This window comes from Sporosarcina sp. FSL W7-1349 (genome assembly GCF_038003045.1).
Lineage (GTDB): Bacteria > Bacillota > Bacilli > Bacillales_A > Planococcaceae > Sporosarcina.
Genome location: NZ_JBBOOK010000001.1, coordinates 1,146,178 through 1,169,660, shown reverse-complemented (window position 1 = coordinate 1,169,660; position 23,483 = coordinate 1,146,178). Strand labels below are relative to the sequence as shown.

At 47.9% G+C, this 23,483-nt stretch carries 21 protein-coding genes and 1 tRNA gene; 16 read left to right on the top strand and 6 right to left on the bottom strand.

Annotated features, from left to right (window positions below):
- Positions 1–13 precede the first annotated feature (13 nt).
- Complete coding sequence (gene glpK, locus MKY41_RS05860) at positions 14–1,504, top strand: glycerol kinase GlpK (RefSeq protein ID WP_340744151.1); 1,491 nt, start codon at positions 14–16, stop codon at positions 1,502–1,504.
- A 282-nt stretch (positions 1,505–1,786) separates the two neighbouring features.
- Here the strand turns inward: glpK and MKY41_RS05855 are convergent, their stop codons facing one another.
- Positions 1,787–2,551 (bottom strand): NRDE family protein, encoded by a 765-nt coding sequence (locus MKY41_RS05855; RefSeq protein WP_340744150.1) that lies wholly within the window; start codon positions 2,549–2,551, stop codon positions 1,787–1,789.
- A 142-nt stretch (positions 2,552–2,693) separates the two neighbouring features.
- Between MKY41_RS05855 and MKY41_RS05850 the strand changes: the two genes are divergently transcribed.
- Together MKY41_RS05850 and MKY41_RS05845 are read left to right on the top strand one after the other, a co-directional pair.
- Positions 2,694–3,140 (top strand): YusW family protein, encoded by a 447-nt coding sequence (locus tag MKY41_RS05850; protein ID WP_340744149.1) that lies wholly within the window; start codon positions 2,694–2,696, stop codon positions 3,138–3,140.
- Positions 3,141–3,237: 97 nt separating this feature from the next.
- On the top strand, positions 3,238–4,776 hold the full coding sequence (locus MKY41_RS05845) for a class I adenylate-forming enzyme family protein (RefSeq protein ID WP_340744148.1): 1,539 nt from the start codon (positions 3,238–3,240) through the stop codon (positions 4,774–4,776).
- A 42-nt stretch (positions 4,777–4,818) separates the two neighbouring features.
- Here MKY41_RS05845 and MKY41_RS05840 read toward each other — a convergent pair whose 3' ends face one another.
- Positions 4,819–5,778: a ketopantoate reductase family protein gene (locus MKY41_RS05840; protein WP_340744147.1), complete on the bottom strand. Its 960-nt coding sequence runs from the start codon at positions 5,776–5,778 to the stop codon at positions 4,819–4,821.
- Positions 5,779–5,923: 145 nt separating this feature from the next.
- Between MKY41_RS05840 and dacB the strand changes: the two genes are divergently transcribed.
- Together dacB and MKY41_RS05830 are read left to right on the top strand one after the other, a co-directional pair.
- A complete protein-coding gene (dacB, locus tag MKY41_RS05835) occupies positions 5,924–7,390 on the top strand; it encodes a D-alanyl-D-alanine carboxypeptidase/D-alanyl-D-alanine endopeptidase (protein WP_340744146.1) in 1,467 nt (488 codons plus the stop codon).
- A 204-nt stretch (positions 7,391–7,594) separates the two neighbouring features.
- Positions 7,595–8,212 carry a class I SAM-dependent methyltransferase gene (locus MKY41_RS05830; RefSeq protein WP_340744145.1) on the top strand — a complete coding sequence of 206 codons (618 nt, stop codon included), beginning with the start codon at positions 7,595–7,597 and terminating at the stop codon, positions 8,210–8,212.
- 86 nt (positions 8,213–8,298) lie between these two features.
- On the opposite strand, the gene MKY41_RS05825 is transcribed toward MKY41_RS05830, so the two are convergent.
- A tRNA-Ser gene (locus MKY41_RS05825) sits at positions 8,299–8,389 on the bottom strand.
- Positions 8,390–8,557: 168 nt separating this feature from the next.
- Here MKY41_RS05825 and MKY41_RS05820 point away from each other — a divergent pair.
- The 5 genes from MKY41_RS05820 (at position 8,558) to MKY41_RS05800 (ending at position 11,497) form a co-directional block, all read left to right on the top strand.
- Entirely contained in the window at positions 8,558–9,025 is a 468-nt protein-coding gene (locus tag MKY41_RS05820) for an S-ribosylhomocysteine lyase (RefSeq protein ID WP_340744144.1), read from the top strand.
- Positions 9,026–9,044: 19 nt separating this feature from the next.
- A complete protein-coding gene (locus tag MKY41_RS05815; RefSeq protein WP_340744143.1) occupies positions 9,045–9,260 on the top strand; it encodes a hypothetical protein in 216 nt (71 codons plus the stop codon).
- A gap of 335 nt (positions 9,261–9,595) precedes the next feature.
- Complete coding sequence (locus tag MKY41_RS05810) at positions 9,596–10,276, top strand: RluA family pseudouridine synthase (RefSeq protein WP_340744142.1); 681 nt, start codon at positions 9,596–9,598, stop codon at positions 10,274–10,276.
- Positions 10,277–10,580: 304 nt separating this feature from the next.
- Entirely contained in the window at positions 10,581–11,114 is a 534-nt protein-coding gene (locus MKY41_RS05805) for a YhcN/YlaJ family sporulation lipoprotein (RefSeq protein WP_340744141.1), read from the top strand.
- Positions 11,115–11,338: 224 nt separating this feature from the next.
- Positions 11,339–11,497 carry an aspartyl-phosphate phosphatase Spo0E family protein gene (locus MKY41_RS05800; protein ID WP_340745642.1) on the top strand — a complete coding sequence of 53 codons (159 nt, stop codon included), beginning with the start codon at positions 11,339–11,341 and terminating at the stop codon, positions 11,495–11,497.
- A gap of 188 nt (positions 11,498–11,685) precedes the next feature.
- Here the strand turns inward: MKY41_RS05800 and MKY41_RS05795 are convergent, their stop codons facing one another.
- Complete coding sequence (locus tag MKY41_RS05795) at positions 11,686–12,780, bottom strand: branched-chain amino acid aminotransferase (RefSeq protein WP_340744140.1); 1,095 nt, start codon at positions 12,778–12,780, stop codon at positions 11,686–11,688.
- A gap of 382 nt (positions 12,781–13,162) precedes the next feature.
- On the opposite strand from MKY41_RS05795, the gene MKY41_RS05790 reads away from it, so the two are divergent.
- The 6 genes from MKY41_RS05790 to MKY41_RS05765 all read left to right on the top strand — a co-directional run bounded on the left by MKY41_RS05790 (position 13,163) and on the right by MKY41_RS05765 (position 20,520).
- Positions 13,163–14,194 (top strand): ABC transporter substrate-binding protein, encoded by a 1,032-nt coding sequence (locus MKY41_RS05790; protein WP_340744139.1) that lies wholly within the window; start codon positions 13,163–13,165, stop codon positions 14,192–14,194.
- Positions 14,195–14,216: 22 nt separating this feature from the next.
- Entirely contained in the window at positions 14,217–15,269 is a 1,053-nt protein-coding gene (locus tag MKY41_RS05785; RefSeq protein WP_340744138.1) for an ABC transporter permease, read from the top strand.
- Positions 15,244–16,041: an ABC transporter ATP-binding protein gene (locus MKY41_RS05780; RefSeq protein WP_340744137.1), complete on the top strand. Its 798-nt coding sequence runs from the start codon at positions 15,244–15,246 to the stop codon at positions 16,039–16,041. Before MKY41_RS05785 ends, MKY41_RS05780 begins: the two co-directional genes overlap by 26 nt.
- A 307-nt stretch (positions 16,042–16,348) precedes the next feature.
- The gene (locus MKY41_RS05775) at positions 16,349–18,493 is read left to right on the top strand and encodes a bifunctional diguanylate cyclase/phosphodiesterase (RefSeq protein ID WP_340744136.1); all 2,145 of its coding nucleotides are present in this window, start codon (positions 16,349–16,351) and stop codon (positions 18,491–18,493) included.
- The gene (locus tag MKY41_RS05770; RefSeq protein WP_340744135.1) at positions 18,490–19,614 is read left to right on the top strand and encodes an NAD(P)/FAD-dependent oxidoreductase; all 1,125 of its coding nucleotides are present in this window, start codon (positions 18,490–18,492) and stop codon (positions 19,612–19,614) included. The genes MKY41_RS05775 and MKY41_RS05770 overlap by 4 nt, the downstream gene beginning before the upstream one ends.
- A 93-nt stretch (positions 19,615–19,707) precedes the next feature.
- A complete protein-coding gene (locus MKY41_RS05765; RefSeq protein WP_340744134.1) occupies positions 19,708–20,520 on the top strand; it encodes an exodeoxyribonuclease III in 813 nt (270 codons plus the stop codon).
- Between the two features lie 172 nt (positions 20,521–20,692).
- On the opposite strand, the gene MKY41_RS05760 is transcribed toward MKY41_RS05765, so the two are convergent.
- A protein-coding gene (locus MKY41_RS05760; RefSeq protein ID WP_340743350.1) for an IS3 family transposase occupies positions 20,693–22,020 on the bottom strand; the annotation gives its coding sequence in 2 pieces (ribosomal slippage) (positions 20,693–21,642 and positions 21,642–22,020; 1,329 coding nt in all).
- Positions 22,021–22,163: 143 nt separating this feature from the next.
- Complete coding sequence (locus tag MKY41_RS05755) at positions 22,164–23,393, bottom strand: CynX/NimT family MFS transporter (RefSeq protein ID WP_340744133.1); 1,230 nt, start codon at positions 23,391–23,393, stop codon at positions 22,164–22,166.
- Positions 23,394–23,483 lie beyond the last annotated feature (90 nt).

Sequence of the window (23,483 nt, the reverse complement as noted above, 5' to 3'; positions counted from 1 at the left end):
AGAGGGGTGCTGAATGAAAAAATACATGATGGCGCTCGATCAAGGGACGACGAGCTCCCGAGCGATTTTATTCGATGAAAAAGGAAGTGTCGTCCATACGGCGCAACGGGAATTCAAACAATATTTCCCGCAGCCCGGTTGGGTCGAGCATAATGCCGATGAAATATGGAGTTCCATTTTGTCGGTCATCGCGGGCGTGTTGTCGGAGAAGAATATTTCTTCCGATCAGATCGCTGGCATCGGAATCACTAATCAACGGGAAACGACAGTTGTCTGGGACAAGCATACCGGCAATCCGGTTTACCATGCGATTGTTTGGCAATCCCGGCAGACTGCGGACATTTGCGAGGAGTTGCGGAAGCAAGGCCATAATGAGACATTTCGCAAGAAAACCGGACTCCTTCTCGATCCCTATTTCTCGGGGACGAAAGTGAAGTGGATTTTGGATCATGTGGAAGGGGCGAGGGAAAAGGCGCAGCAAGGGGATCTGCTCTTTGGTACGATCGATACATGGATCGTCTGGAAGCTGTCCGGAGGGAATGCCCATGTGACCGATTACTCGAACGCCTCCCGGACGCTGATGTACAATATCCATGAACTGAACTGGGACGAAGAGCTACTCGGCATCTTGGGGGTTCCGAAGTCGATGCTGCCCGAAGTTCGTCCATCCTCTGATGTCTATGCGCAAACCGAGGCGCGGCATTTCTTCGGGCATGCCGTCCCGATTGCGGGCATTGCGGGAGATCAGCAAGCAGCCTTATTCGGGCAAGCTTGTTTCGAACGCGGCATGGTGAAGAATACGTACGGAACCGGATGTTTCATGTTGATGAATACGGGAACGAAAGCCGTGGAGTCGAAGCACGGTTTATTGACGACCATCGCGTGGGGGCTCGACGGCAAAGTGGAATACGCTTTGGAAGGGAGCGTTTTCGTCGCAGGTTCGGCAATCCAATGGCTGCGCGACGGATTGCGCATGTTCCGTAAATCTGCGGATAGCGAAGCGTATGCAACCCGAGTGGAATCGACGGAAGGTGTCTACGTCGTCCCGGCTTTTGTCGGCTTGGGGACACCGTATTGGGACAGCGAGGTGCGGGGGGCCGCTTTCGGATTGACCCGCGGGACGAAAAAAGAGCATTTCGTCCGGGCGACGTTGGAATCCCTCGCCTACCAGACGAAGGATGTCCTCGATGCAATGGAAGCAGATGCCGGCATTTCCCTGAAGACGCTGCGCGTGGACGGCGGTGTCGTCGCCAACGATTTTCTCATGCAGTTTCAGGCGGATATGTTGGATGTCCCTGTGGAACGGCCTGTCATAAACGAAACAACCGCACTCGGAGCCGCCTACCTGGCCGGCCTGGCAGTCGGCTTTTGGCGCGACTGCTCCGAAATCAATACCCACTGGAACCTCGATCGGCGTTTCGAGCCGGAAATGCAGCTTGCCGAACGCGATCGGTTGTATGCGGGATGGAAAAAAGCGATCCAAGCGGCTATCGCATTTAAATGAAAGAACTAGGGGCTGTTTAGAAAGTAGGTTTTTCCAGTAAACACGCAAAAAGCAAGGGCACTGGTCGCTTTCCGTGGGCCAGCCGTCCTTGCTTTTTGCTGGTGTACATCCTGGTATACAGATTTTTCAACGTGCCCATAACATTACGCCCCGCGTCCATACCATCGGGCTGCACGCTCATAACTCGGTGTCACACGACGATAACTTTACGGATTACGCTTATAGTTCCGGGCTTTGCGCCCATAAATCATCGTGCCGCGCTCATAATCCCATCAGCCACAATCACTCAATCTGAAAAGTGAATGTACGATCTCCTGCAAACTCGCCGTCGCGATAGGTCCGTTCCACGAAGGTGACGTTGTTTTCATGATCGACGAGCAGGACGGTGGAGGAGCGGGTGCCGTACCCTTCCGACCGGATGAAAAGGGAAGAGAGGACCCGTTCCAATTCTCCGCCGACTCCTGTATCGGGGAGTTGTTCGCCCGGGAACGGCTCGGCGTTGGCCAGTACGTCGAACAATCGATCCGGGTGGATGGCGCTGTTTTGTTCAGCCAGCCCTCGGACCCCCGCCTTCCCCTTTACGACTTTAGGCCACGGCGTATCGAGGAAATGGTTGCTCAACCCATGGGTCCCCGGGGTGATTACCGTAACTTCATTTTGGATGTTCGAGTAATACATCAATTCTTCCGGCGTGCCGACGATCACGTTGAACCCCGCATACTGCTCCCGCTTCTCCTGCAACGAACCTAGGAATTCCGCGGACGGCACGTCAGAATTGAGGAAGTCTGTCACAATTTCACCGCGCGACCGGACGTCATGCCTTTGTTGCTGCACATCCCGGTAGTTGGTCAAAGCAGCGAAACGCCCGTTCTTCGCGATGCCGAGCCATGTTCCTTTTTGGGATAAATCCCTGCCTGCCAACAGTTGGGGTTGATCTTCCCAAAAATGAGCCGGGGCAGTCGGCCTTTCGTAAAACTCATCTCGATTCGCTGCCACGATCAACCGATAGATCGGGTGGTCCTGGAAATGAAAATTGATCAAACACATGACAACGTCACCTCTCCTTTCCCAAAGTATACAATGTCCCCCTGTCCAAGAAAAGAGAGCCAACCTCAATCCGTAGGCGACTACGTATAAACAGAGCTGAAAACGGTCAAAATAATCATGCTAGAAAGAGAGGATGATTCATTTGCGCCGGAAAGGCTTTTTCATCGCTTCGCTCATCGTGATCCTATGCCTGCTTGCTGCTTGTCAGAATAAAAACATCGTGACGAAAGGGCCGGAAGGGGAAGATATTTCGGACGAACCGAACGGCAGTTTGTACGGATTCACCGAGTTCGTCTTCTCTGTGGATACTAAAGATAAGAAGGAGGCCATCCAGGCGATGTATAAGGAAGGCCGTGTTCATACCGAGGCGAATTATTTGAATAAAATTGAAAATATCTATGTACGTGGGAACAAAGCGTTAAAAAAATTGAATGAGATTTTCCCTGACATGTCCATCGATCCGGAAACCGATGACCTGGATATAATCAAACAGGTGACGGAGGCGTTTGAGATATCGGATTTCGAGAAAGCGAGCGTCAAGGTCAAATTCAAAGGCCATGATCCGAAAGATTTGATGTTCACCAAATGACAGCATTGTATTCCCGAAAAGTTCAGAAATCATTACCTATTCACGAAGTATTTTGATAGGATGAAAGAGAGCCTAGTAAAATAGGGAGGGAATAGAAATGTTGACAGTAGGGAATATGATCAGACAAAACGCATTGAAATTTGGGGATAAACCGGCTGTAATCTTTCAAGGCAAGACAACCTCGTACAGGCAACTGAACGAACGGGCGAATCGGCTGGCGAATACATTTCGGTCACGCGGCTATGAAAAAGGGGATAAAGTGGCTGTATTGATGAAAAACAATGCCGCCTATGTCGACATGATCGCAGGTCTTTCCAAAATTGGGGTTGTCATTGTCCCGATGAATTACCGTTTGGTCGGACGGGAAATTGAATATATTCTTCAAAACTCCGATAGCCGGGGCCTCATTGTGACGGCTGAATATGAAAGTGAACTGGATTCCATCCAAACGGTCGGGGAGATGGACACTATTCTTGTCGTCGGTGGCACGTCCACCGAGGGGCGACTGGATTATGAAACAACGATTCAGTCGGCGTCCGACGAGGAACCGGAAGCGGAAGTGGATGAGAAAGATACATTCTATATCGGCTATACGTCCGGCACGACCGGAAAGCCGAAAGGGGTTGTCATTTCCCAACGGTCCCGGGTTTTGACCGGGATGGCGGCTGCCTATGAATATAAAATCGACGAGTCGGATGTCCATCTCGTCGCGGGTCCGATCTACCATGCCGCCCCATGGATTTTCCTCGTCATGCAGCTCATCGTCGGAGGAACGCTCGTCATCCATGAAACGTTCGAGGCGGAACAAGTCCTTTCGGATATTGAAAAATATCACATAACGAACGCATTCCTGGCCCCAACGATGTACAGTTTCATCACCAACGTCAAGGAGGAAGTGAAGGCGAAATACGACCTGTCTTCCATCCGTGTCCTCATTTCGGCCGGTTCGCCGCTTGCGACGAAATCGAAAGAAGACATTTTGGCATTTTTCCCGGGCGTCGATCTCCATGAATTTTACGGATCCACGGAATCCGCTATCACATTGAATATTAAACCGAAAGACATCGAAAACAAAGAACGCAGTGTCGGGCATCCGTTCCCGTTAGTCGACTGCCTCATCCTCGATGAGAATAAAGAACCGGTGAAGCCTGGAGAAATCGGCGAACTTTATTTTAAAGGGCCGTATTTGCTTGACGAATATTATAGGAATCCGGAAGACACGCAAGCGTCCTTCTACCAAGGGTATTTTTCCGTTGGCGATATGGCGATGCAGGATGAGGAAGGTTTCTATTATATTGTAGACCGGAAGAAGGACATGCTCATCAGCGGCGGGGTCAATATTTATCCGAGGGATATCGAAGAGGTGCTCTATACGCATCCGGATATCATTGAAGCGGCGGTCATCGGAGTCCCCCATCCGGTTTGGGGAGAGGCGGTCAAAGCAATCGTCGTCCTTCGCGAGGGAGCGGCATTGACGGAACAGGACGTCATCGATTTTTGCGAAGGGAAAATGGCGGGCTACAAAAAGCCGAAGTCGGTCAGCTTCCTGCCAGAATTGCCGCGGAATCCATCCGGCAAAATACTGAAAACGAGCTTGCGTGACGAATATTGGGAAAAGGAACAGAGCAAAATCTGAAAAGAGACCGCAATCCCACCGGATTGCGGTCTCTTTTCGTGCCTACACTAAATAGGTGATTTTTTCTTCGGTTTTATCCAATTCTGTGTTATTGATGGCTTCAATGATGGGAATCATCTGGAGCAGTTGATCATTGATCGGTGTCGGCACGCCGTACTTCTTGCCGAGTTCGCATACTTTTCCGGCGAAGTATTCCACTTCCGTCTTCCGTCCGGCGTCGACATCTTGCAACATTGAGGTTTTCCCGTCCGGCGCCAATTTTGCCAAGATAGGGCGGAAGGAATGGACATCCTCTTCCGTCAAATGGACTCCCGCTTTTTTGGACAACTCCACCACTTCATACATAGCGGCTTCCATCCATTGATGGGCGGCCGACACGTTTTGGAACACTTTATACGGCGCGCGCAAGACGGCGGAGGTTTGATTGATACCGACATTGAACATGAATTTCCACCAGAGCGTTCTCCAAATATCTTCCGGGACTTCGTACGGGATTTCGGAACGGTCAAACAATTCCATGACCGCTTTCACATGATCCGATACCGTCTTGTCCTTTTCACCGAAGCAAATCTTCCCGATGTTGGAAAACCGCACTTGATTTCCCGAGCGGATGGCATCAATTCCGACGCACATGCTATAAAGGATCGGGTTGTCGGGATATACTGCAGCAAGCTCTTCTTCACTCGAAATGCCGTTCAGCAGTGGAAGGAGAATTGTTTTGGGTCCGACATGGTGTTTCATATCGCGGATCGCTTCTTGCAATTCCGCGTTTTTCACTGCAATTAGGATGAGGTCGGCAGGAGCCGCTTCTGCATCAGGTTTCGTAAAATGGAAGTGGAACGGTTCTCCTTCGACATCGATGCCTGTTTTGGAATATCGTCTGATCCGTTCTTCATTGGCAATGACGGTGTGCCGTTCACCAAGTGTTTTATGTAGTCTGCTGCCATACGCAGCTCCGATTGCACCAAGTCCGATCAGTATTACCGATTGAATTGTTCTCATAGGATCCCCATCTCCTGTCATTGAAAAGTCTCCTATAAAGGATAGCATAATCATCAGTCAATTTGTAAAACTCAAATACTATTTTAATGATTAGTAAACCATGGTAGACTAGTAGCTACATTGAATCTATGAAGGAGGACCAAGTGTGACCCGACGTAAACTCACCATTGCAATCTTGTCTCTTTTCCTACTCATTTCGTCGCAAGTTTTACCACTGACTGCTGAAGCAGCCACCTCGTATGGAGAATTGGAAAAATCGATGAATCAGCTCCTGTCGGATTCGCGTCTAAAGAATTCAATGAGCAGCATCGTCATCCGAAAAGCATCCACCGGGGAAATCGTATATCAATATCAAGCGGACAGGGGAATCACACCGGCTTCGAACCAAAAGCTCCTCGCCGCAGCAGCCGCGCTGGAGACGCTGGGTGAAGACTATCGGTTCCGGACCGACGTGCTGACCGACGGGACTGTCACGAACGGGATCCTCCGCGGAAACGTCTATTTACGAGGCATGGGCGACCCGACTTTAATGAAAAAGGATCTTGATTTATTTGCTTCCCGACTGGCCAGTCAAGGCATCAAGCGGATCGAAGGGAATCTAGTAGGGGATGACAGCTTTTTCGATACGGTCCGGCTATCGCCAAGTGTCACGAAAAATCAGGAGACGTACTCCTTTGCAGCACAAGTGTCCGCCTTAACTCTATCGCCCGATCGCGATTATGATGCCGGCTCCATCATCGTCGAGGCCAAGCCTACGCGGCGCGGGCAGAAAGCCAAAGTCACCTTAGCGCCGGCGACCAAATTCGTCAATATCGTTAATCAATCGAAGACAGTGGCGAAAGGCAATTCCAATACATTGCGGATTTATCGCAAACATGGCACGAACACGATTTACATCACGGGCAATGCCCCGATTGGTTCAAGCGGCAGAAAAGAGTGGGTCGCTGTATCCAATCCGACGGCCTATACTTTGCACGAATTCAAACAATCATTGACAGCAAAAGGGATCCGCCTTGTCAACTCGTCCAACATGCGCGGAAAAGTTCCTGCGTCAGCGCAGTTGCTGACCCACCGGGATTCCATGGCACTCAAGGATCTGCTAGTGCCTTTTATGAAGTTGAGCAATAATACGCATGCCGAAATGCTGGCAAAAACAATGGGCAGGGAAGTGTATGGGGAAGGCAGTTGGGACGCGGGCCTGAAAGTGATGCGCGAATTTGTGGAAGCGAGCGGCCTGGATCGTGCGCAATGGAAGATCGAGGATGCCTCCGGACTCTCTTCGGCGAATAAAGTATCCGCTGCCCAGGTTTCCGGGCTGCTTCATGTCGTCCGTTCGAAACCTTGGTATCGCACCTTCGTCCAGGCATTGCCCGTTGCGGGGGCCAATGAACGCTTCGTAGGCGGCACATTGCGCAACCGGATGAAAACGGCACCCGCGAAAGGGAATATCATTGCCAAAACAGGCAGTCTGACAAATGTCAACGCGCTATCCGGTTATGCAGAAACGAGAGGCGGGGAAACACTGATCTTCAGCATTCTGACACAAGGTCAGAAAACGAGCACCGTTCCCGTCATTGATCGGATGGCCGCCGCCATTGCGAATACGAAATAATTAATTGAAAGCGGCGGAAAGTCGCATGTAGTACATCACTTAATAAAGGGTGATGTACTTTTTTTATTTAGACCTTAATTCCTTCATCCGCATTACTTTTTTGAATCATACATTGAACGTTGTGGTAATATATGAACGTAAATTTTTCTTGGGGAAATAGATAGTAAAAGAAGTGGCTTTGCTTGCTGAATAGGAGAGTGAATTATGGAAAACAACGTTTTTGAAGAGATGGCAAAAAGATACGATACGGAAGAAAGAATGGAATTAGCAAATGTTATAGTGCAGGAAGTAAGATCAGAACTGCAAAACAGTCAATCATGTTCTCTAATCGACTATGGGAGTGGGACGGGTCTCGTTAGTTTAGAACTATCGGATTTAGTGGATTCTGTTTTACTGGTGGATTCATCAAAGCAAATGTTAGGTGTTGCGAACGCTAAAATTTCTCTCAAAGGAATTACTAACTTCAAAGTGCTTCATTCAGATTTTACTCAAGAAACTCCGGATCTTCAGGCAGACATCGTGTTACTGTCACTCGTCCTTCTACATATTCCGGATACTACAAAAATTTTACAACAACTATTCAACATTTTAAATGAGGGCGGCAAGCTCATTATTATTGATTTCGACAAAAACGAGAAAATATATCATCCGAAAGTGCATAACGGTTTTTCGCAGGCAGAACTGAAAGAAAGATTAGCCGAAGTTGGGTTTGAATCCATCGAAATTAAAACATTCCATCATGGGAATCGTATTTTTATGAATCAAGATGCCTCCATGTTTCTATCAAGGGCTGTTAAAAAGAGAGAAAAAAGGGACGGATGAGCATATTTCATTCTGCTCATCCATCCCTTTTTTTATTGAGGTCCTCGATTTTGATCAAACCAAGGAAGGCGACTTTTTAATATATATGGCGGAGACGAGAGGATTTGAACCCCCGCGGCGCTTGCACGCCCTAGCTGATTTCGAGTCAGCCCCCTTCAGCCTCTTGGGTACGTCTCCATTTTCACAAAAGATAGTATACCATCCGGAAATCGGATGCGTCAACGGTTTATTTTCAGAAGAAGTTGGCCGCTGCCATGTGAAGCAATGTCCCATAAAAGCCGAAAGTCTGTTAAAATGAATGAGAACGCTTCTGAGGCCATAATGAAAAAGGGGAGTGGAAACGACATGGTTGAAAAAATGAACGTAGAAAGTTTCAATTTGGACCATACGAAAGTCAAGGCGCCTTATGTGCGGCTTGCCGGTGTTATTAAAGGGAAAAATGGCGATGAGATCCATAAATACGATATCCGCTTAAAACAGCCGAACAAAGAGCATATGGAAATGCCTGCGCTCCATTCATTGGAGCATCTGATGGCGGAAAAAATCCGGAACCATCATGACCAGGTTGTCGACTTGAGTCCGATGGGATGCCAAACGGGATTCTATCTGTCCGTCATCAATGATGATAATTACGACAATATCTTGGCCGCATTGGAAAAGACTTTGCGCGACGTACTCCAAGCGGAAGAAGTCCCGGCGTGCAATGAAATTCAATGCGGATGGGCCGCAAGCCATAGCCTGGAAGGCGCCAAAGAATTGGCGGAAGACTTGTTGGCCAAACGCGATGAATGGAAAGAAGTATTTGCTGAATAAGGGACCAGGCGGGGAGCAGTTGCAGATCCGGAACGACCGGACTTGCGGCGGCTCTCTTTTTATCTTTATTCAGCAAAGTTTATTTGTGCCGAAAGCGAAGCGGCAGGCACAGAAGACTCCCACCTCTATAGGTGCTGAGATGAATGCGGTTTTATCTCCTGTTCGGCGGGTGTTCAAACCCCCGCTGAACAGGGGAACTCAGACTAAAACCGCCGCGTCCAGCGGCGACGTCTGAGTGACCAACATCCTGTTGGCCCAAAGCCTCCGACGCACAGGACGTGGCGTTTTTGTCGGCCGGCGGATGTCACGGATTTTTAAGGGGAGCTTTTAAAGGAAGGCAGTCTAAATGCGCGACGTCCTAAAGGTGCCTTAATTTCTGCAAAGAACGCAGAAATACAGCAAATCGAACCCTTCGCTGTTCGATTCGCAACGACTGCATGGCCGACATCCTGTCGGCCTCGAGCTCGAAAAAATCCGGATGCAATCACGCCGGGGCGTGATTGATATAGTCCCCGCTTTTCTTGTACAGTACAATCAAAGCACGATACATATAAAAGGCAGGAGATTCTATTGGATATACCCATCTTATATGAAGACAATCATTTATTGATTGTGGAAAAGCCACCGAACATTCCAGTACAGGAAGACCGGACAGGCGATAAGGATTTACTGACATTGTTGAAGGAAGATATCAAAAACCGGTATGCTAAACCGGGTAATGTCTATCTCGGCCTAGTCCATCGGCTGGATCGCCCCGTCGGTGGTGCCATGGTATTCGCAAAGACATCCAAAGCTGCGTCCCGGTTAGCGGACGAATTGCGTAGACAAGCAATCGGCCGCACGTATGTCGCCATCGTGCGCGGTACGCCCGCGAAAAAGAAGGGGAAACTGGTACACCACCTCGTCAAGGATGCCCGGGAAAATAAAGTCCATGTTGTCGACGCGAAACGGAAAGACGCCAAACAAGCTGTACTGGACTATGAAGTTATTGCCAGTTCAGACAAATTAAGTATGCTGACCGTCAATCTGCATACCGGCAGGCCTCATCAGATCCGGGTCCAGCTCGCAGCAATCGGCTGTCCGCTCTATGGCGATCAAAAATACGGGGTGAGCGTCAATCGCCCCGGCCAGCAAATTGCACTATGGGCACAATCGCTCAAGTTGACCCATCCGACGAAGAAAGAAGAAGTGTCGATCCAATCATCACCGCCCTCGGAATACCCATGGAATTTATTTGACGGGTTCCGATAAATCCTTACATCGTTTAAGAATGGCTCCATATGGGAAATGTGTTAATAGTACATTTCTTTCATGGAGAGGATGAAGGTGATGGCAAATAAACCTACTTGGGATAGTAGGCCCGAACAGCCCGATAAGACCGAATGGGCGGTGTTCTTCGGAGTCTTGGTCCTCATCGCTATTCAAATCATCTGGGGTCTGATGTCATAAGGAAGCAGCTCGCACACTGAAAAAAGTTGTGCGGGCTGTTTTCAATATGCAGCTATAAAAAACGGTTTTGATGGGTACCCTAGGATGGAAAGCGAGGAGGAATAATATGAAAAAATGGTTGCAGGTAACAATTCTTTTACTGGTAGCCTTGTCTTTGATAGCTTGTGGGAATAAAAATAACAACAACAATGCTTCCAATGACCAAGCTGCCAACACAACACAAAACCAAGAGGATAATGGAGTCGGAACGGGAGAGCATGCCCAGGGCGATTCTGCGAATACAAATGACGGGCATGACAACCAATCCCGCTTGGAAGTGGCGGATGAAGCGGCAGACCGCGTAGCTGATTTAGAGGAAGTCGATAATGCGACCGTCCTTGTCACGGATCGGAACGCCTATGTAGCTGCCGTATTGACGAATCAATCCGAAGCGGAGCTGACATCCGACTTGGAAAACCGGATTGCCTCTGCTGTCCGGGATGCAGACCAGGACATCGAGAATGTCTACGTATCCGTTAATCCGGATTTTGTCGAACGGATGAATGAGTACGGGACTAAAATTGATGAAGGGCAGCCAGTGGAAGGTCTTTTCGAGGAATTTACGGAAGCGGTGCGCCGGGTCTTCCCAGATGCCCGGTAATTCGATAAAAAATTCAAGGAAATTTTAGGTTTTATTGGGTAGTGAAAGGGGTATTTGTTTACTAATCCCGTCTTCTCTTATGGATAGAACGGAATAGGATACTGATTTGTGACAAATTGATGACAAGTTAAAAAAGTAGCAGAATCCGACATTTATTTCAAACGTTCTGTTATAAGATAGGGAAGGGTTTGAGTATATCAAATGGAGGAAGAGTCGTGGAAAAGATGTTATGCGAAAAACTGGATCTATCTCTCATGATTAACAGGCAGCGGAAAGTGATGTACAAAAAAGCGAAAGATTTTGGATTCACCCATCCATCTGTTGTGCAGTGCAGTCAAGAGTTAGATGCCATGCTTAACCGTTACCAACTTATTCGTACGTGACAACTCCAGAATTCACATATACAGAAGCGAATACCAAAAGACATCACCGGATTGGCCATAGGCCGGGTGATGTCTTTTTTTATAGCTTAGGAAGTTGTAAAATCTTGGCATGTGGATAACTTTTCTGCCGGGTGCGTCTTCGACCAGACTCCGGGCGCCAGCCCCGACAAGCGCTTTTGTTCTGAATTTTAAGCTTGTGCGATCGCGGATTTTTCCACTTTGACGACCCAATCGAAAGGATCTTCGATTTTGCCGGTCTGGATGCCTGTTAATGTATCGTAGAGCTTTTTGGAGAGAACACCGGTCTCTCCGTTACCGACCACCATTTTTTTGCCATCCCAGTTCAGTTCACCGACGGGCGAGATGACGGCTGCGGTTCCTGTGCCGAACACTTCTTCCAATTGGCCATTCGCATGAGCCTCTTGGATTTCCGCGATGGAGATTCTCCGTTCCGTGACAGGCATATCCCAGTGGCGGAGCAATTCCAAAATAGACTTCCGGGTGATTCCTTCTAAAATGCTGCCATTTAATGCAGGAGTGATGATTTCGCCGTTAATTTTGAAGAAGATGTTCATGCTTCCCACTTCTTCAATATATTTTTTCTCCACACCGTCCAGCCAGAGTACTTGGGAGTAACCTTCGCGGTCAGCAACTTCCTGTGCCTTCAAAGCGGAAGCATAGTTGCCTGCTGTCTTGGCATTTCCCGTCCCCCCTGCAACCGCGCGGACGAAATTGTTCTCAACGAGGATCTTGACCGGGTGGATGCCCTCTTTATAGTAGGAACCTACGGGCGAAAGGATAATCATGAATTTATATTCTTTGGCGCTGGAAACGCCTAGATGGGATTCGGTCGCGATGATAAATGGACGTATATAGAGGGAAGTCCCTTCAGCAGTCGGGATCCACTCTTTATCTATCTCAAGCAATTGATTCAACGCATCAAGTGCCAGTTCTTCGCTGATTTGTGGAATGCACATACGGTCATTCGAACGGTTCAACCGTTTCATATTCTCTTCCGGTCGGAATAGGCGGATCGTTCCGTCTTCAGAGGCAAAAGCCTTCAATCCTTCGAAAACCGTCTGTCCATAATGGAAAACAATTGCAGCTGGATCAAGCGTAATTGGCTCATACGGAACGATTCTATGATCATGCCACCCCAATCCCTCGGTATAGTCTGCTATGAACATATGATCCGTGAACACCCGGCCGAATAATAGATTATTTGGATCCGGCTTCTGTTTCAACGTCTCACTTTTTCTGATCAGAATTGGTAGTCTACTCATCGTGATCGAAACCTCTTTCCTCGTCTTAATAAAAAAATATCGCTTGGAACGATTATACTGCTTTTTTCAAAATAATGAAAGAAAAAAATATTAAAACCTTGCCAAAATGAAGACTTACGACCTAGCATTTTTCAAAATGAAAAAATGAAGGAAAATTTGTTTTTTTAATTTTCATATAGAAATGTTAACATATAAATGAAACCGCTTACATATACAGTAGAGAGAATTGGCAAAATGTTTTTAAGAAAATGAGTTTTTCGCGATTAAACTGTCAGAATCCTATTGACTTCCGTTCTTTCGCGGTGTAGCATAACGATAAACTTGTAAGAAAAGTTTCACAAGTCGCGGTACATTTTATTTTATAAAAGGGGGAAGGTTTTTTATGAGAAAAGGTTGGAAAAAGTACGCATTCATTCTATTCGCGTTGATGCTAGTTTTGGCGGCTTGCGGCAATGGGGGAGACACAACTGATGCGCCAGCACCAACTGATGGCGATAATAAAGAGCCAGAAACAGCAGCACAACCAGAAGAGTCGACTAAGTATAAAGTCGGAGTCACACAAATTGTCGAACACCCGTCTTTGAATGCAGCTTTTGACGGTTTCAAGAAGGCTTTGGAAGATGCAGGTTTGGATGTTGAGTATGATATCCAGAACGCACAGAACGACAATAGTGCGAATACGACAATTGCCAACAACTTGGTTAGCTCCGGAGTCGACCTGATCTTTGCGAACTCCACGCCAAGTGCACAAGCAGTGGCCGGAGCAACATCTGATATTCCGATTGTCTTCACTTCTGTTACTGACGCGGTAAGCGCAGAATTGGTCGCTTCCATGGAAAGCCCAGGAGGTAATGTGACGGGAACAATTGATAATCATCCGGAAGCAATTCCAACAACTATGAAATTCCTAAAAGAAGAACTCGGTGCTAAAAATGTAGGAATGGTCTTCAACTCCGGAGAGCAAAACTCTCGTTCTCAAGTAGATGCAGTAAAAGAGATTTTGGCTGACATGGATATGACAGTCGTGGAAGCATCCGTTGCTACATCTGCTGACGTTAAACAAGCGACAGAATCATTGTTGGGGAAAGTTGACTCGCTTTATATCATTACGGATAACACGGTCGTTTCCGCTTTGGAATCCGTAGTTTCTGTAGCAAACGATAACAAACTTCCGATGATGGTCGGGGAATTCGACTCGGTTAGTCGTGGCGGCTTAGGCGCTTACGGTTTTGAATATTATGATATTGGATACGAAGCAGGCCAAATGGCTGTGAAAATCCTGAAAGGCGAGAGCAAGCCAGCAGAAATGCCGGTTCAAATCCCGCAAAACTTGAAACTGATCATGAATAAACAGACGGCTGAAACAATCGGCGTAGACATCAAAGACGAGTGGAACGCTGAATTTGCCGAATAAATTAGTAAGGAGATGACATCGCATGTTTTCAGCTGTATTTGGCTCAGTTGAGCAAGGAATCATCTATGCGATCATGGCGTTAGGAGTATATTTGTCTTTTCGTGTACTTGACTTTCCAGATTTGACGGTTGACGGTAGTTTTGTAACGGGAGCGGCTGTTGCAGCGACGATGATATTCTTCGGATATCATCCGTTGCTCGCAACGGGCGTGGCATTGGTCATCGGATTTGTTGCAGGATGTATCACAGGATTGTTACACACCAAAGGGAAGATTAATGCGCTCCTATCCGGGATCCTGATGATGATTGCATTGTATTCCATTAATCTACGAATCATGGGGATGACGTCGGACACATCGGTCGGGCGCCCGAATATCCCATTATTCAACGCAGAAACGATGTTCAGTAAATTTCAGGCTTTCTGGAGTTCACTAGGCATTGACCAGGCTATCAATGGTTTCTTCGGAATGATTGGCGTGAAGTTCCTTCCATCTACATGGGGTACTTTGTTCGTTATGATTTTCATCACATTGATCATTAAATTCTGTGTCGACTGGTTCTTGAAAACAGAGGTCGGCCTTGCAATCCGTGCAACAGGGGACAATAAGAAGATGATCCGCAGCTTTTCCGCCAACACGGATACTCTTGTTATCATCGGACTTGGTTTCTCCAACGCGCTAGTTGCGTTCTCTGGTGCTTTGATCGCGCAATATTCGAAATTCTCGGATATCGGTATGGGTATCGGGATGATCATCATCGGTCTAGCTTCCGTTATTATCGGAGAAGCAATCTTCGGAACAAAAACAATCATGCGGACAACGATGGCGGTTATCGCGGGTGCTATCATCTATCGGATCGTCCTTGGGCTCGCACTACGCATCGACTTGCTCGATACAGGAGACATGAAGCTTATCACAGCGGTCATCGTAATCTGTGCACTCGTCCTCCCGCAATACTTCGAGAAGCGCCGCGAGCGGAGCCGGAAATCGAAACGTCGGGCGGAACGTATACTTGAAAGGGAAAACGGTTTGAAAATGGAGGCGAATGGCGTTGCTGAAATTAAAACACATCAATAAGATATTCAACGAGTCGACGCCGGACGAAAAAATCGCCCTGGATGAAATCAATCTTCATATGAAACCAGGTGATTTCGTAACGGTCATTGGAAGTAACGGGGCCGGGAAATCGACGATGATGAACATGGTATCTGGCGCATTGACACCCGATTTCGGAACGATTGAAATTGGGGGAAAAGATGTAACGAAACTGCCGGAATATAAACGTTCCACGATGATCGGCCGTGTCTTCCAAGATCCGATGGCCGGAACAGCGCCAACGATGACAATAGAAGAAAATTTGGCGATGGCGTATTCCCGCAATAAGAAAAGAAAATTGCGCAGTGGCGTGGATCGGAAGCGCCGCGAGTTTTTCCGGGAATCTTTGGAAACGCTTCACTTGAATCTGGAGAACCGTTTAAATGCGAAAGTCGGCCTGTTATCGGGTGGGGAGCGTCAAGCACTCTCCTTGCTCATGGCCACTTTCACTCAACCGTCCATCCTGCTGTTGGATGAGCACACGGCTGCGCTCGACCCGGCACGTGCTGCGTTGATCACCGACCTGACGAAGCGCCTCGTGGATAAAGATAATCTGACGACGCTCATGGTCACCCATAACATGCAGCAAGCGCTTGACCTTGGAAACCGTCTTATTATGATGGACAAAGGGCAAATCATCCTGCAAGTCGGGGATGAAGAAAAGAAACAGCTTACAATCGAAAAACTGATGGCCGAATTCCAACGCATCCGTGGCGAAAAACTGACAAGCGATGCAGCCCTCTTATCGGTCTGATTGATAGGGACATAATTCCGCCTTTCCAAAACAACCAAGAAATAGTACAATTAGGGTAGATTACCACGGTCAATAAAACCGGCAGCACCCTAGTTGGAACTATGATCGGTTGAGAGCGAAATAAGCAACCGACCAATTGTTATTGGTCGGTTTTATTCATTTATAGCATTATACATAACAGTTTTTTAGCAGGAATGAAGCCCTGTCAGGCACTTGGTAGGACTTGGGCCGTCAATGTAATTGCATTGCAATATAATCACCGGGGTGCCTGTCGCCATCGGATGAACAAATCGGGAGCTGATACGAGATGATACATGATCAGACCGGCAATATTCCAGGAATCCAAGAAGCGGATCGAAATGAAAAGGAACTTGAGTTTTCCACGAAACGAGATTTGGAGAATCTCAAAAGAGCTTTGGACAAGTCTTCTATTGTTGCAATCACCGATAAGAAAGGCGTAATCCGATATGTCAATAGCCAGTTTTGCAAAATATCTGGTTATACACGGTCGGAATTGATTGGCGCCACCCATCGCATCATCAATTCGAATTATCATCCGCCGGAATTTTTCAAGGAACTTTGGAAAGTCATCGGATCGGGAAGTGTATGGCGTGGGGAAATTAGGAATCGGGCAAAAGACGGATCGCATTATTGGGTCCAGACAGTCATCATCCCTTTTTTGGATGAAGAGGGCTTACCGTATCAATATGTCTCGATCCGGAATGATATTACGAAACGGGTCGAAGCCGAACAAAAGCTCAAAGAAAATGAAGAACGTTTTTTCCTCGTCGCGGAAAACGTTTCGGATCTGATCGGCATCTTCAACCGGGATGGCCGGTTTGACTACTTATCTCCATCGGTTGAAACATTATTCGCTCTCGATTTGGAATCGATGATGAAGACGAAACTGAAAGATTGGATGCCTGAAGAGGACTGGGTGATGCTTCAACAGGAGATGAAGGAAATTTCCGACCATCTGAAGAAGATTTCCAAAATGGAGTTTCGCATCGTGCAGACCGACGGAACACCCCTCCTGTTAGAGACGACCATCAATCCGATTCATGATAAAGATGGGAAGGTGTCCCAATATGCTTTCGTGGCAAGGGATATCACGGAACGGAAAAAAGAGGATGAACTGATCCACCAGCTTGCCTATTATGACTCGCTGACCGAGTTGCCGAATCGGTGGCTGTTTGTGGAACGTCTTCTGGAAGAACTTCGGAAAGCGCATCGGGATGGCCTCCGTGTTGCCGTCATGATCGTCGATTTGGACCGATTCAAAATGATCAATGATTCGTGGGGACATGAGACGGGGGATTTGCTCTTGCGGAAGGCGGCCGGCCGCATCAAGGAGTCTTTACGGGAAAATGATCTTGTTGCACGGTTGGGGGGCGACGAATTCACAATTCTCCTTCCAGGCATTTTGGATGATTCCTTCGTCGTTCAAATTGCGGAAAGGATCCAACAGAGCTTCCAACAACCGATGCAACTCATCAACCATTGTCTTACCATTTCTTGCAGTATCGGCTATTCGATTTCTAACCCGGATAGTGCGGATGATTTCAGCTCCCTTTTATCCCAAGCCGCTGCCGCTCTCGATACAGTGAAAGATGGCCGGCGTGGAGAATATGCCGCTTTCACTCCGGAAATGAAGGCGAAGTCGAATGAGCGTACTTTGTTGGAAAGTGAGTTGCGGAAGGCGATTGAGGAAGACCAATTCATTCTTCACTATCAACCGAAAGTGAATTTTGCCCGGATGGAACTGATCGGAGTCGAGGCTTTGGTCCGTTGGGAACATCCGGAGCTCGGCATTATTTCGCCTGCGAAATTCATTCCTCTGGCGGAAGAAACCGGAATGATCATCCGATTGGGTGAATGGGTCATGCAGGAAGCATGCCGCCAAATGGAGGAATGGATGCAAGCGGGACTGCCGATTCACCGGATTTCCGTCAATGTTTCCATGAAGCAGTTGTTTCAACTCCATTTTGCCCAAATGGTCCAGACGATTTTGGAAGAAACCGGATTAGTTCCGAGCTTGCTGGAAATCGAAGTGACCGAAAGCGCGTTCATGGATGTGCACAATGCTTCGACGATCTTGGAAAAGGTGCGGGGGCTTGGAGTCCATATTACAATAGATGATTTCGGAAAAGGGTATAGCTCATTCAGTTATTTGAAGGAATTGCCAGTGGATACGTTGAAAATTGATAAATTATTCATCGATGGAATCGACCAGGATAAAGATAGCAAAGCGATCGTAAAGGCGATTTTGACGATTGCAGAGACTCTAGATATGCGAGTGGTCGCGGAGGGAATCGAAACGGTGGGGCAAGCGGCCGAACTGTTGACGATCGGCTGTGATTGCGGCCAGGGGTTTTTATTCAGCAAACCGCTATCCGAGCCTGATTTACGAAAGTTTTTGGAAGACGGATTTAAACCGGAGGGGTGGCATTGAAACGTTTCATCGTAGTCGGGGGAGGGATCCTTGGAGCTTCCACCGCGTATCATTTAGCGAGGGCGGGGGAGGATGTGCTCCTCGTGGATCGGCAGGACGCTGGCCAGGGAACGGATGCCGCAGCAGGGATCATTTGCCCCTGGCTCTCCCAGCGACGCAACAAAGCATGGTATGCCCTTGCCAAAAATGGGGCGGCCTATTATGCGTCGTTAATCGCTCGATTGGAAGAAGATGGCGAGACGGATACCGGCTATAAGCGGGTCGGGGCCGTCAGCCTCCATACGGATGAAGTGAAATTGGCGAAAATGGAGGAGCGGGCCCGGTTGAGGCGGGAGAATGCGCCCGAAGTGGGGGATATCCGTCAGCTGTCGGCTGAATCCACGGTGGAGCTTTTTCCTCCGGTTGCATCAAATTACCGCTCTGTCCATATAAGCGGCGCAGCCCGGGTGAATGGCCGTGAATTGCGGAATGCTCTTGTCCGTGCGGCGAAGAAGCACGGGGCTCGCGTTTTGGCAGGGGACGCCCGGCTGCTGTCGGATGGCAAGCGGATTACCGGCGTCGAAGTCGGGCAGGAAGAGATTCCGGCTGATACGGTTATTATCACGGCTGGTGCATGGGCTGCGGAACTGTTGGAGCCGATCGGTGTTCGCCTGCAAGTGAAGGGTCAGAAAGCGCAGATTGTCCACTTGCAACTGGAGAATTTCGAAACAACCGGATGGCCAGTCGTGATGCCGCCAAATGATCAATACATCGTGGCGTTTGACGGGGGGCGGATTGTCATGGGGGCGACGCATGAAGATGATCGGGAATTCGACTTGCGGGTGACCGCAGGCGGAGTAGCGGAAGTCTTGCAGAAAGCGTTGTCGGTTGCACCAGGCCTTGCTGACGGAGAATTTGCTGAAGTACGCGTCGGATACCGCCCGTTCACCCCTGATTTCCTCCCCGTCATCGGTGACGTGCCTGGGACAGCGGGTCTGTTTTTGGCAAATGGTCTTGGGGCTTCCGGATTGACGGTTGGCCCGTTTTTAGGCGGGCAGCTGGCCAAACTCGTGACGGAAGGATCTGGATCATTGGACATCGATCTTGATTTATATGCGGTAGCAAAGGCAATTTTATTATAAGTTGCCGGATATAGGTCGTGTGAATAAACTTTCGATTCCTCCGTAAATGCGATAGAATCATTGTATGTTTGCATGAAAAGAGGTCAAGATGAAATGAAGTTGGTATCATGGAATGTCAATGGCCTGCGGGCGTGTGTGCGCAAAGGGTTCCTCGAATATTTTGAAGCGATGGACGCCGATATTTTCTGCGTGCAAGAGACGAAATTGCAGGAAGGCCAGATCGATTTGCAACTTGATGGTTACCATCAATATTGGAACTACGCGGAGAAGAAAGGATACTCGGGAACGGCGGTTTTTACAAAAGAGAAGCCCCTTTCCGTTCGATATGGGGTCGGGGAGTTGGAGGAGGAGTCGGAAGGCCGGATTTTGACGCTCGAATTCCCTCGATTTTATTTGGTAAATATTTATGCACCGAATGCGCAACGGGATTTGGCGCGCCTCCCTTTCCGGTTGGAGTGGGAAGAACGGATGCGGCAGCATTTGACGGAATTGGATCGCCGCAAGCCGGTCATTCTCTGTGGCGATCTGAATGTTGCCCACCAGGAAATCGATATCCGGAATGTCAAATCGAATATCGGCAACTCCGGTTTCACTTTTGAAGAACGGGGAAAAATGACGATGCTGCTGGCGGAAGGTTTCATTGACACATTCCGGCATTTCAATCCCGAGCGGACGGAGGCTTACACGTGGTGGTCCTATATGTCGAAAGTGCGGGAGCGCAATATCGGATGGCGGATCGATTATTTCCTTGCGTCCGAAAGACTCGCGCCCTATTTGCTAGCTGCGCATATCCATTCACATGTCATGGGCAGCGACCATTGTCCGATCGTGTTGGAGATGGATCTTTCCAAGCAAGAGACAACAGGTGACAAAGAACCGAGAACTTACGATATTTCTCATGTTTGAGGGGGAACGGAAACTCAGAGGGTGGTTAGCCTGCCCCCAGATTGGCTGGGTCCAAGACAACTACTGAGCTATCGGGCAATTGATTTTGCCAAAAACCAAATAAGAAACAGCTTCCGCTCCAGAGTGAACTGAGCCCCATATAATGGACAGTTTAAAAAAACGACGTTTTAATCTAGGCAGCTAAGAGATGACTTCGGTATTGTTCCGGAGTCATCTTTTTTAAATCCCATTGTTTGCGTGTGCAGTTGTAGTGACCCATATATTCATCTATCATTATTTTCAGCTCTAACAGACTGGATGCTTCCTTGTAGTCTACATCGTCCTTAAAATGACCAAAAAATGATTCGATAGGTGCGTTGTCCAAACAATTCCCCCTTCGGGACATGGACTGTGTGAGTTGCATTGCTTTCACACGTGCTTGGTATTCTGGGTGTGTATAGTGAAAACCTTGATCAGAATGAATCATTGCTTCTGGATGGACATTTCCGTCTAATGCTTCCTTAAGCTTACGTAAGGTTCGATATACAATACCCATACTTAAGCTTACTGAAAGTTCATAAGCGATTATTTCACGGCTAGCTATATCCTTTACACAGGAAAGATAAGCAGTTTGTCCAGTTTTCATTTGGAGATAAGTAATGTCTGTGACGAAGATTTTGCCTGGTTCATCTTGAGTGAATTGTCGATTCAAGTGGTTTGGCACCGTACGGTGTTCTTGAGTAGCCTGAGCTATATTTCTATAAGGATTTTTTCTTCGTATTTTGGTAAAGAGATTAAACTTACGCATTAAACGAAGGATCTTCTTATGATTCATAGGGGTCTCCAGTAATCCCTCTAGCGTCATATAGAGGCCTCGATAGCCGATTTTCCCTTTGAATGCATCATAAACACATTTAAGTAACAGGTAATCTTGATAGTCGTTTTCCTCGCGGACGGCATGACTCTCCGATTTTTCTAGCCATGCATAGTAACCACTTCGATGTACTTTTGCCACTCTGCACAGGTGCGCTGTGAATCCCTTTAATTGAAACTTGCGAATCACTTCATTAATAACCTGATATTTCTCAGCTGATGTCAGTATTACTTCTTCGCCTGCCTTTCTAGTTCTTCTAGCTTTTTTAACAACTCGACCTCAGCTTCAAGATATTTAATTCGTGCTTCAGCTTTTTCAAGTTTTTTCTCAGGAGATAATCCTTTAGTTGATGGACGTCCAGTACTTCCTTTTCCACGGCGTTCCTCAAAAAATCCCTCTTCACCGTGAAGCTTATAGGTTCTTCTCCAACGACTAAGAGATTCTTTAGCTTTCTTCGTACCAATCATTTCTAAGTCAAATCCATTTTCAATAAAAATTTGAGAAGGACCTTTACCGCCCTGATTCTCTTTGACAGCTAACAATTTGAATTCGGGATTGTATTGGATCGAACGATCAGAAACTGATTTCACATTAGGATTAGCTTCTAATATTCTACGTTGGTGTTCATTGAAGATTATTTTACTCATTGAAAACACTCCTGTCAGGATAGTCATTTTAGTATACTTAGGCTTTTAGACAGAAAAAACCCCAAATGGGGTCACTTTTTTAAAAGTGTCTACCATTTGGGGTTCAGTTCAGAGAAGGGACGGAAGCTGTTTTATTTTACAGATTACTCACTATCCCGCGGAAAAGCGAAGACATTTTTCCCAGCTTGTAATCCGCTGACTAATAGCAGAGCAATCGCAACGAATAAAATGATCATCGGGGTTGTCCAATTTCCCGATAGGTCATGCAAGGACCCGAATAGGACGGGGCCGACCGCTGCCAGCGCGTAGCCGAGTGATTGCGCCATCCCCGACAGCTCGGCCGCTTGCTGCGGTGTATGGGTGCGCAACGTGAAGAACATCATCGCCAGCCCGAATGCAGCTCCGCCGGCTATCCCGATCAGGATCATCCATAAGGGAGTGAACGCTGTCCCGCCGACTAGTACCCCGCCATAACCGAGTACAAACAAAAGCACGACTCCTAGCACGATTGTTCTCTGGCTCTTCACCCTATCTGCCAAAATCGGGATGATGAATGTCATCGGCATTTGGGAGAATTGCAGAAGCGACAACATCCACCCCGCGCGATTTGCTGACATGCCATCCGACTTCAATACTTCCGGTATCCAAGCGGATGTCGTATAAAATAACAATGATTGCAAGCCCATGAAAAAAGTGACGCTCCAGGCAATCGGAGAACGCCAGAGGGGCGTGTCCTTGCCGATTGTCTTATTCGTTGCCGGAACGGCCACATTGTCTTTGCTCCGTAATTGGGGAAGCCACACGATAACGGCGATGAACGCTAAAACGCCCCACACCCCCAACGCCCCTTGCCATCCGAACGTTGTCTCAGTCGCGATTGGGACGGCTACACCGGAAGCGAGCGTGGCTGAGATGTTCATGGACATCGAGTAGATTCCGGTCATCAACCCGACATGCAGCGGAAAGCTCAGTTTCAACAAACTTGGCAGCAACACATTCCCGAATGCGATGGCGATCCCAATCAGGAATGTCCCGATCAACAATGAGGGAGTAGCTCCGAGAGAACGGATGATAGTGCCGGATAATAAGAGGCAAAGCGAAAAGAACAATGCCTTTTCCAAGCCGAACCGTCTGGAAAGTTTCGGGACAAACGGTGAGATGATGGCAAAAGCAAGAAGCGGGATGGTCGTCAGGAATCCTGCCAATAGGTTGGAAATCCCGGTGCCTTCCCGGATCTGCTCGATAATGGGGCCGACTGAAGTCAACGGAGATCGCAATGTGGATGCAATGCAGACGATGCCGATGATCAAAAGCCATAGATGGCCCGGAAATTGTAATTTTCGAGTGGTATGTTGAGCGGTGTTCTGTTTCAATCTGGACCCTCCGATAGAGACTATGTTTCTTAACGATAGCATACTAGCGGCCGGTTAGACATCCATTTCACTTTAAATTGCCTTTTGGAA

What these genes read in the sequence shown, in the direction of transcription:
- MKY41_RS05765 (WP_340744134.1), top strand. Translation starts at nt 19,708, where the DNA reads ATGAAGTTGGTATCATGGAATGTCAATGGCCTGCGGGCGTGTGTGCGC.
- MKY41_RS05805 (WP_340744141.1), top strand. Translation starts at nt 10,581, where the DNA reads ATGAAAAAATGGTTGCAGGTAACAATTCTTTTACTGGTAGCCTTGTCT.
- MKY41_RS05840 (WP_340744147.1), bottom strand. Translation starts at nt 5,778, where the DNA reads ATGAGAACAATTCAATCGGTAATACTGATCGGACTTGGTGCAATCGGA.
- MKY41_RS05800 (WP_340745642.1), top strand. Translation starts at nt 11,339, where the DNA reads ATGTTATGCGAAAAACTGGATCTATCTCTCATGATTAACAGGCAGCGG.
- MKY41_RS05795 (WP_340744140.1), bottom strand. Translation starts at nt 12,780, where the DNA reads ATGAGTAGACTACCAATTCTGATCAGAAAAAGTGAGACGTTGAAACAG.
- MKY41_RS05820 (WP_340744144.1), top strand. Translation starts at nt 8,558, where the DNA reads ATGGTTGAAAAAATGAACGTAGAAAGTTTCAATTTGGACCATACGAAA.
- MKY41_RS05790 (WP_340744139.1), top strand. Translation starts at nt 13,163, where the DNA reads ATGAGAAAAGGTTGGAAAAAGTACGCATTCATTCTATTCGCGTTGATG.
- MKY41_RS05775 (WP_340744136.1), top strand. Translation starts at nt 16,349, where the DNA reads ATGATACATGATCAGACCGGCAATATTCCAGGAATCCAAGAAGCGGAT.
- MKY41_RS05845 (WP_340744148.1), top strand. Translation starts at nt 3,238, where the DNA reads ATGTTGACAGTAGGGAATATGATCAGACAAAACGCATTGAAATTTGGG.
- MKY41_RS05855 (WP_340744150.1), bottom strand. Translation starts at nt 2,551, where the DNA reads ATGTGTTTGATCAATTTTCATTTCCAGGACCACCCGATCTATCGGTTG.
- glpK (WP_340744151.1), top strand. Translation starts at nt 14, where the DNA reads ATGAAAAAATACATGATGGCGCTCGATCAAGGGACGACGAGCTCCCGA.
- MKY41_RS05830 (WP_340744145.1), top strand. Translation starts at nt 7,595, where the DNA reads ATGGAAAACAACGTTTTTGAAGAGATGGCAAAAAGATACGATACGGAA.
- MKY41_RS05785 (WP_340744138.1), top strand. Translation starts at nt 14,217, where the DNA reads ATGTTTTCAGCTGTATTTGGCTCAGTTGAGCAAGGAATCATCTATGCG.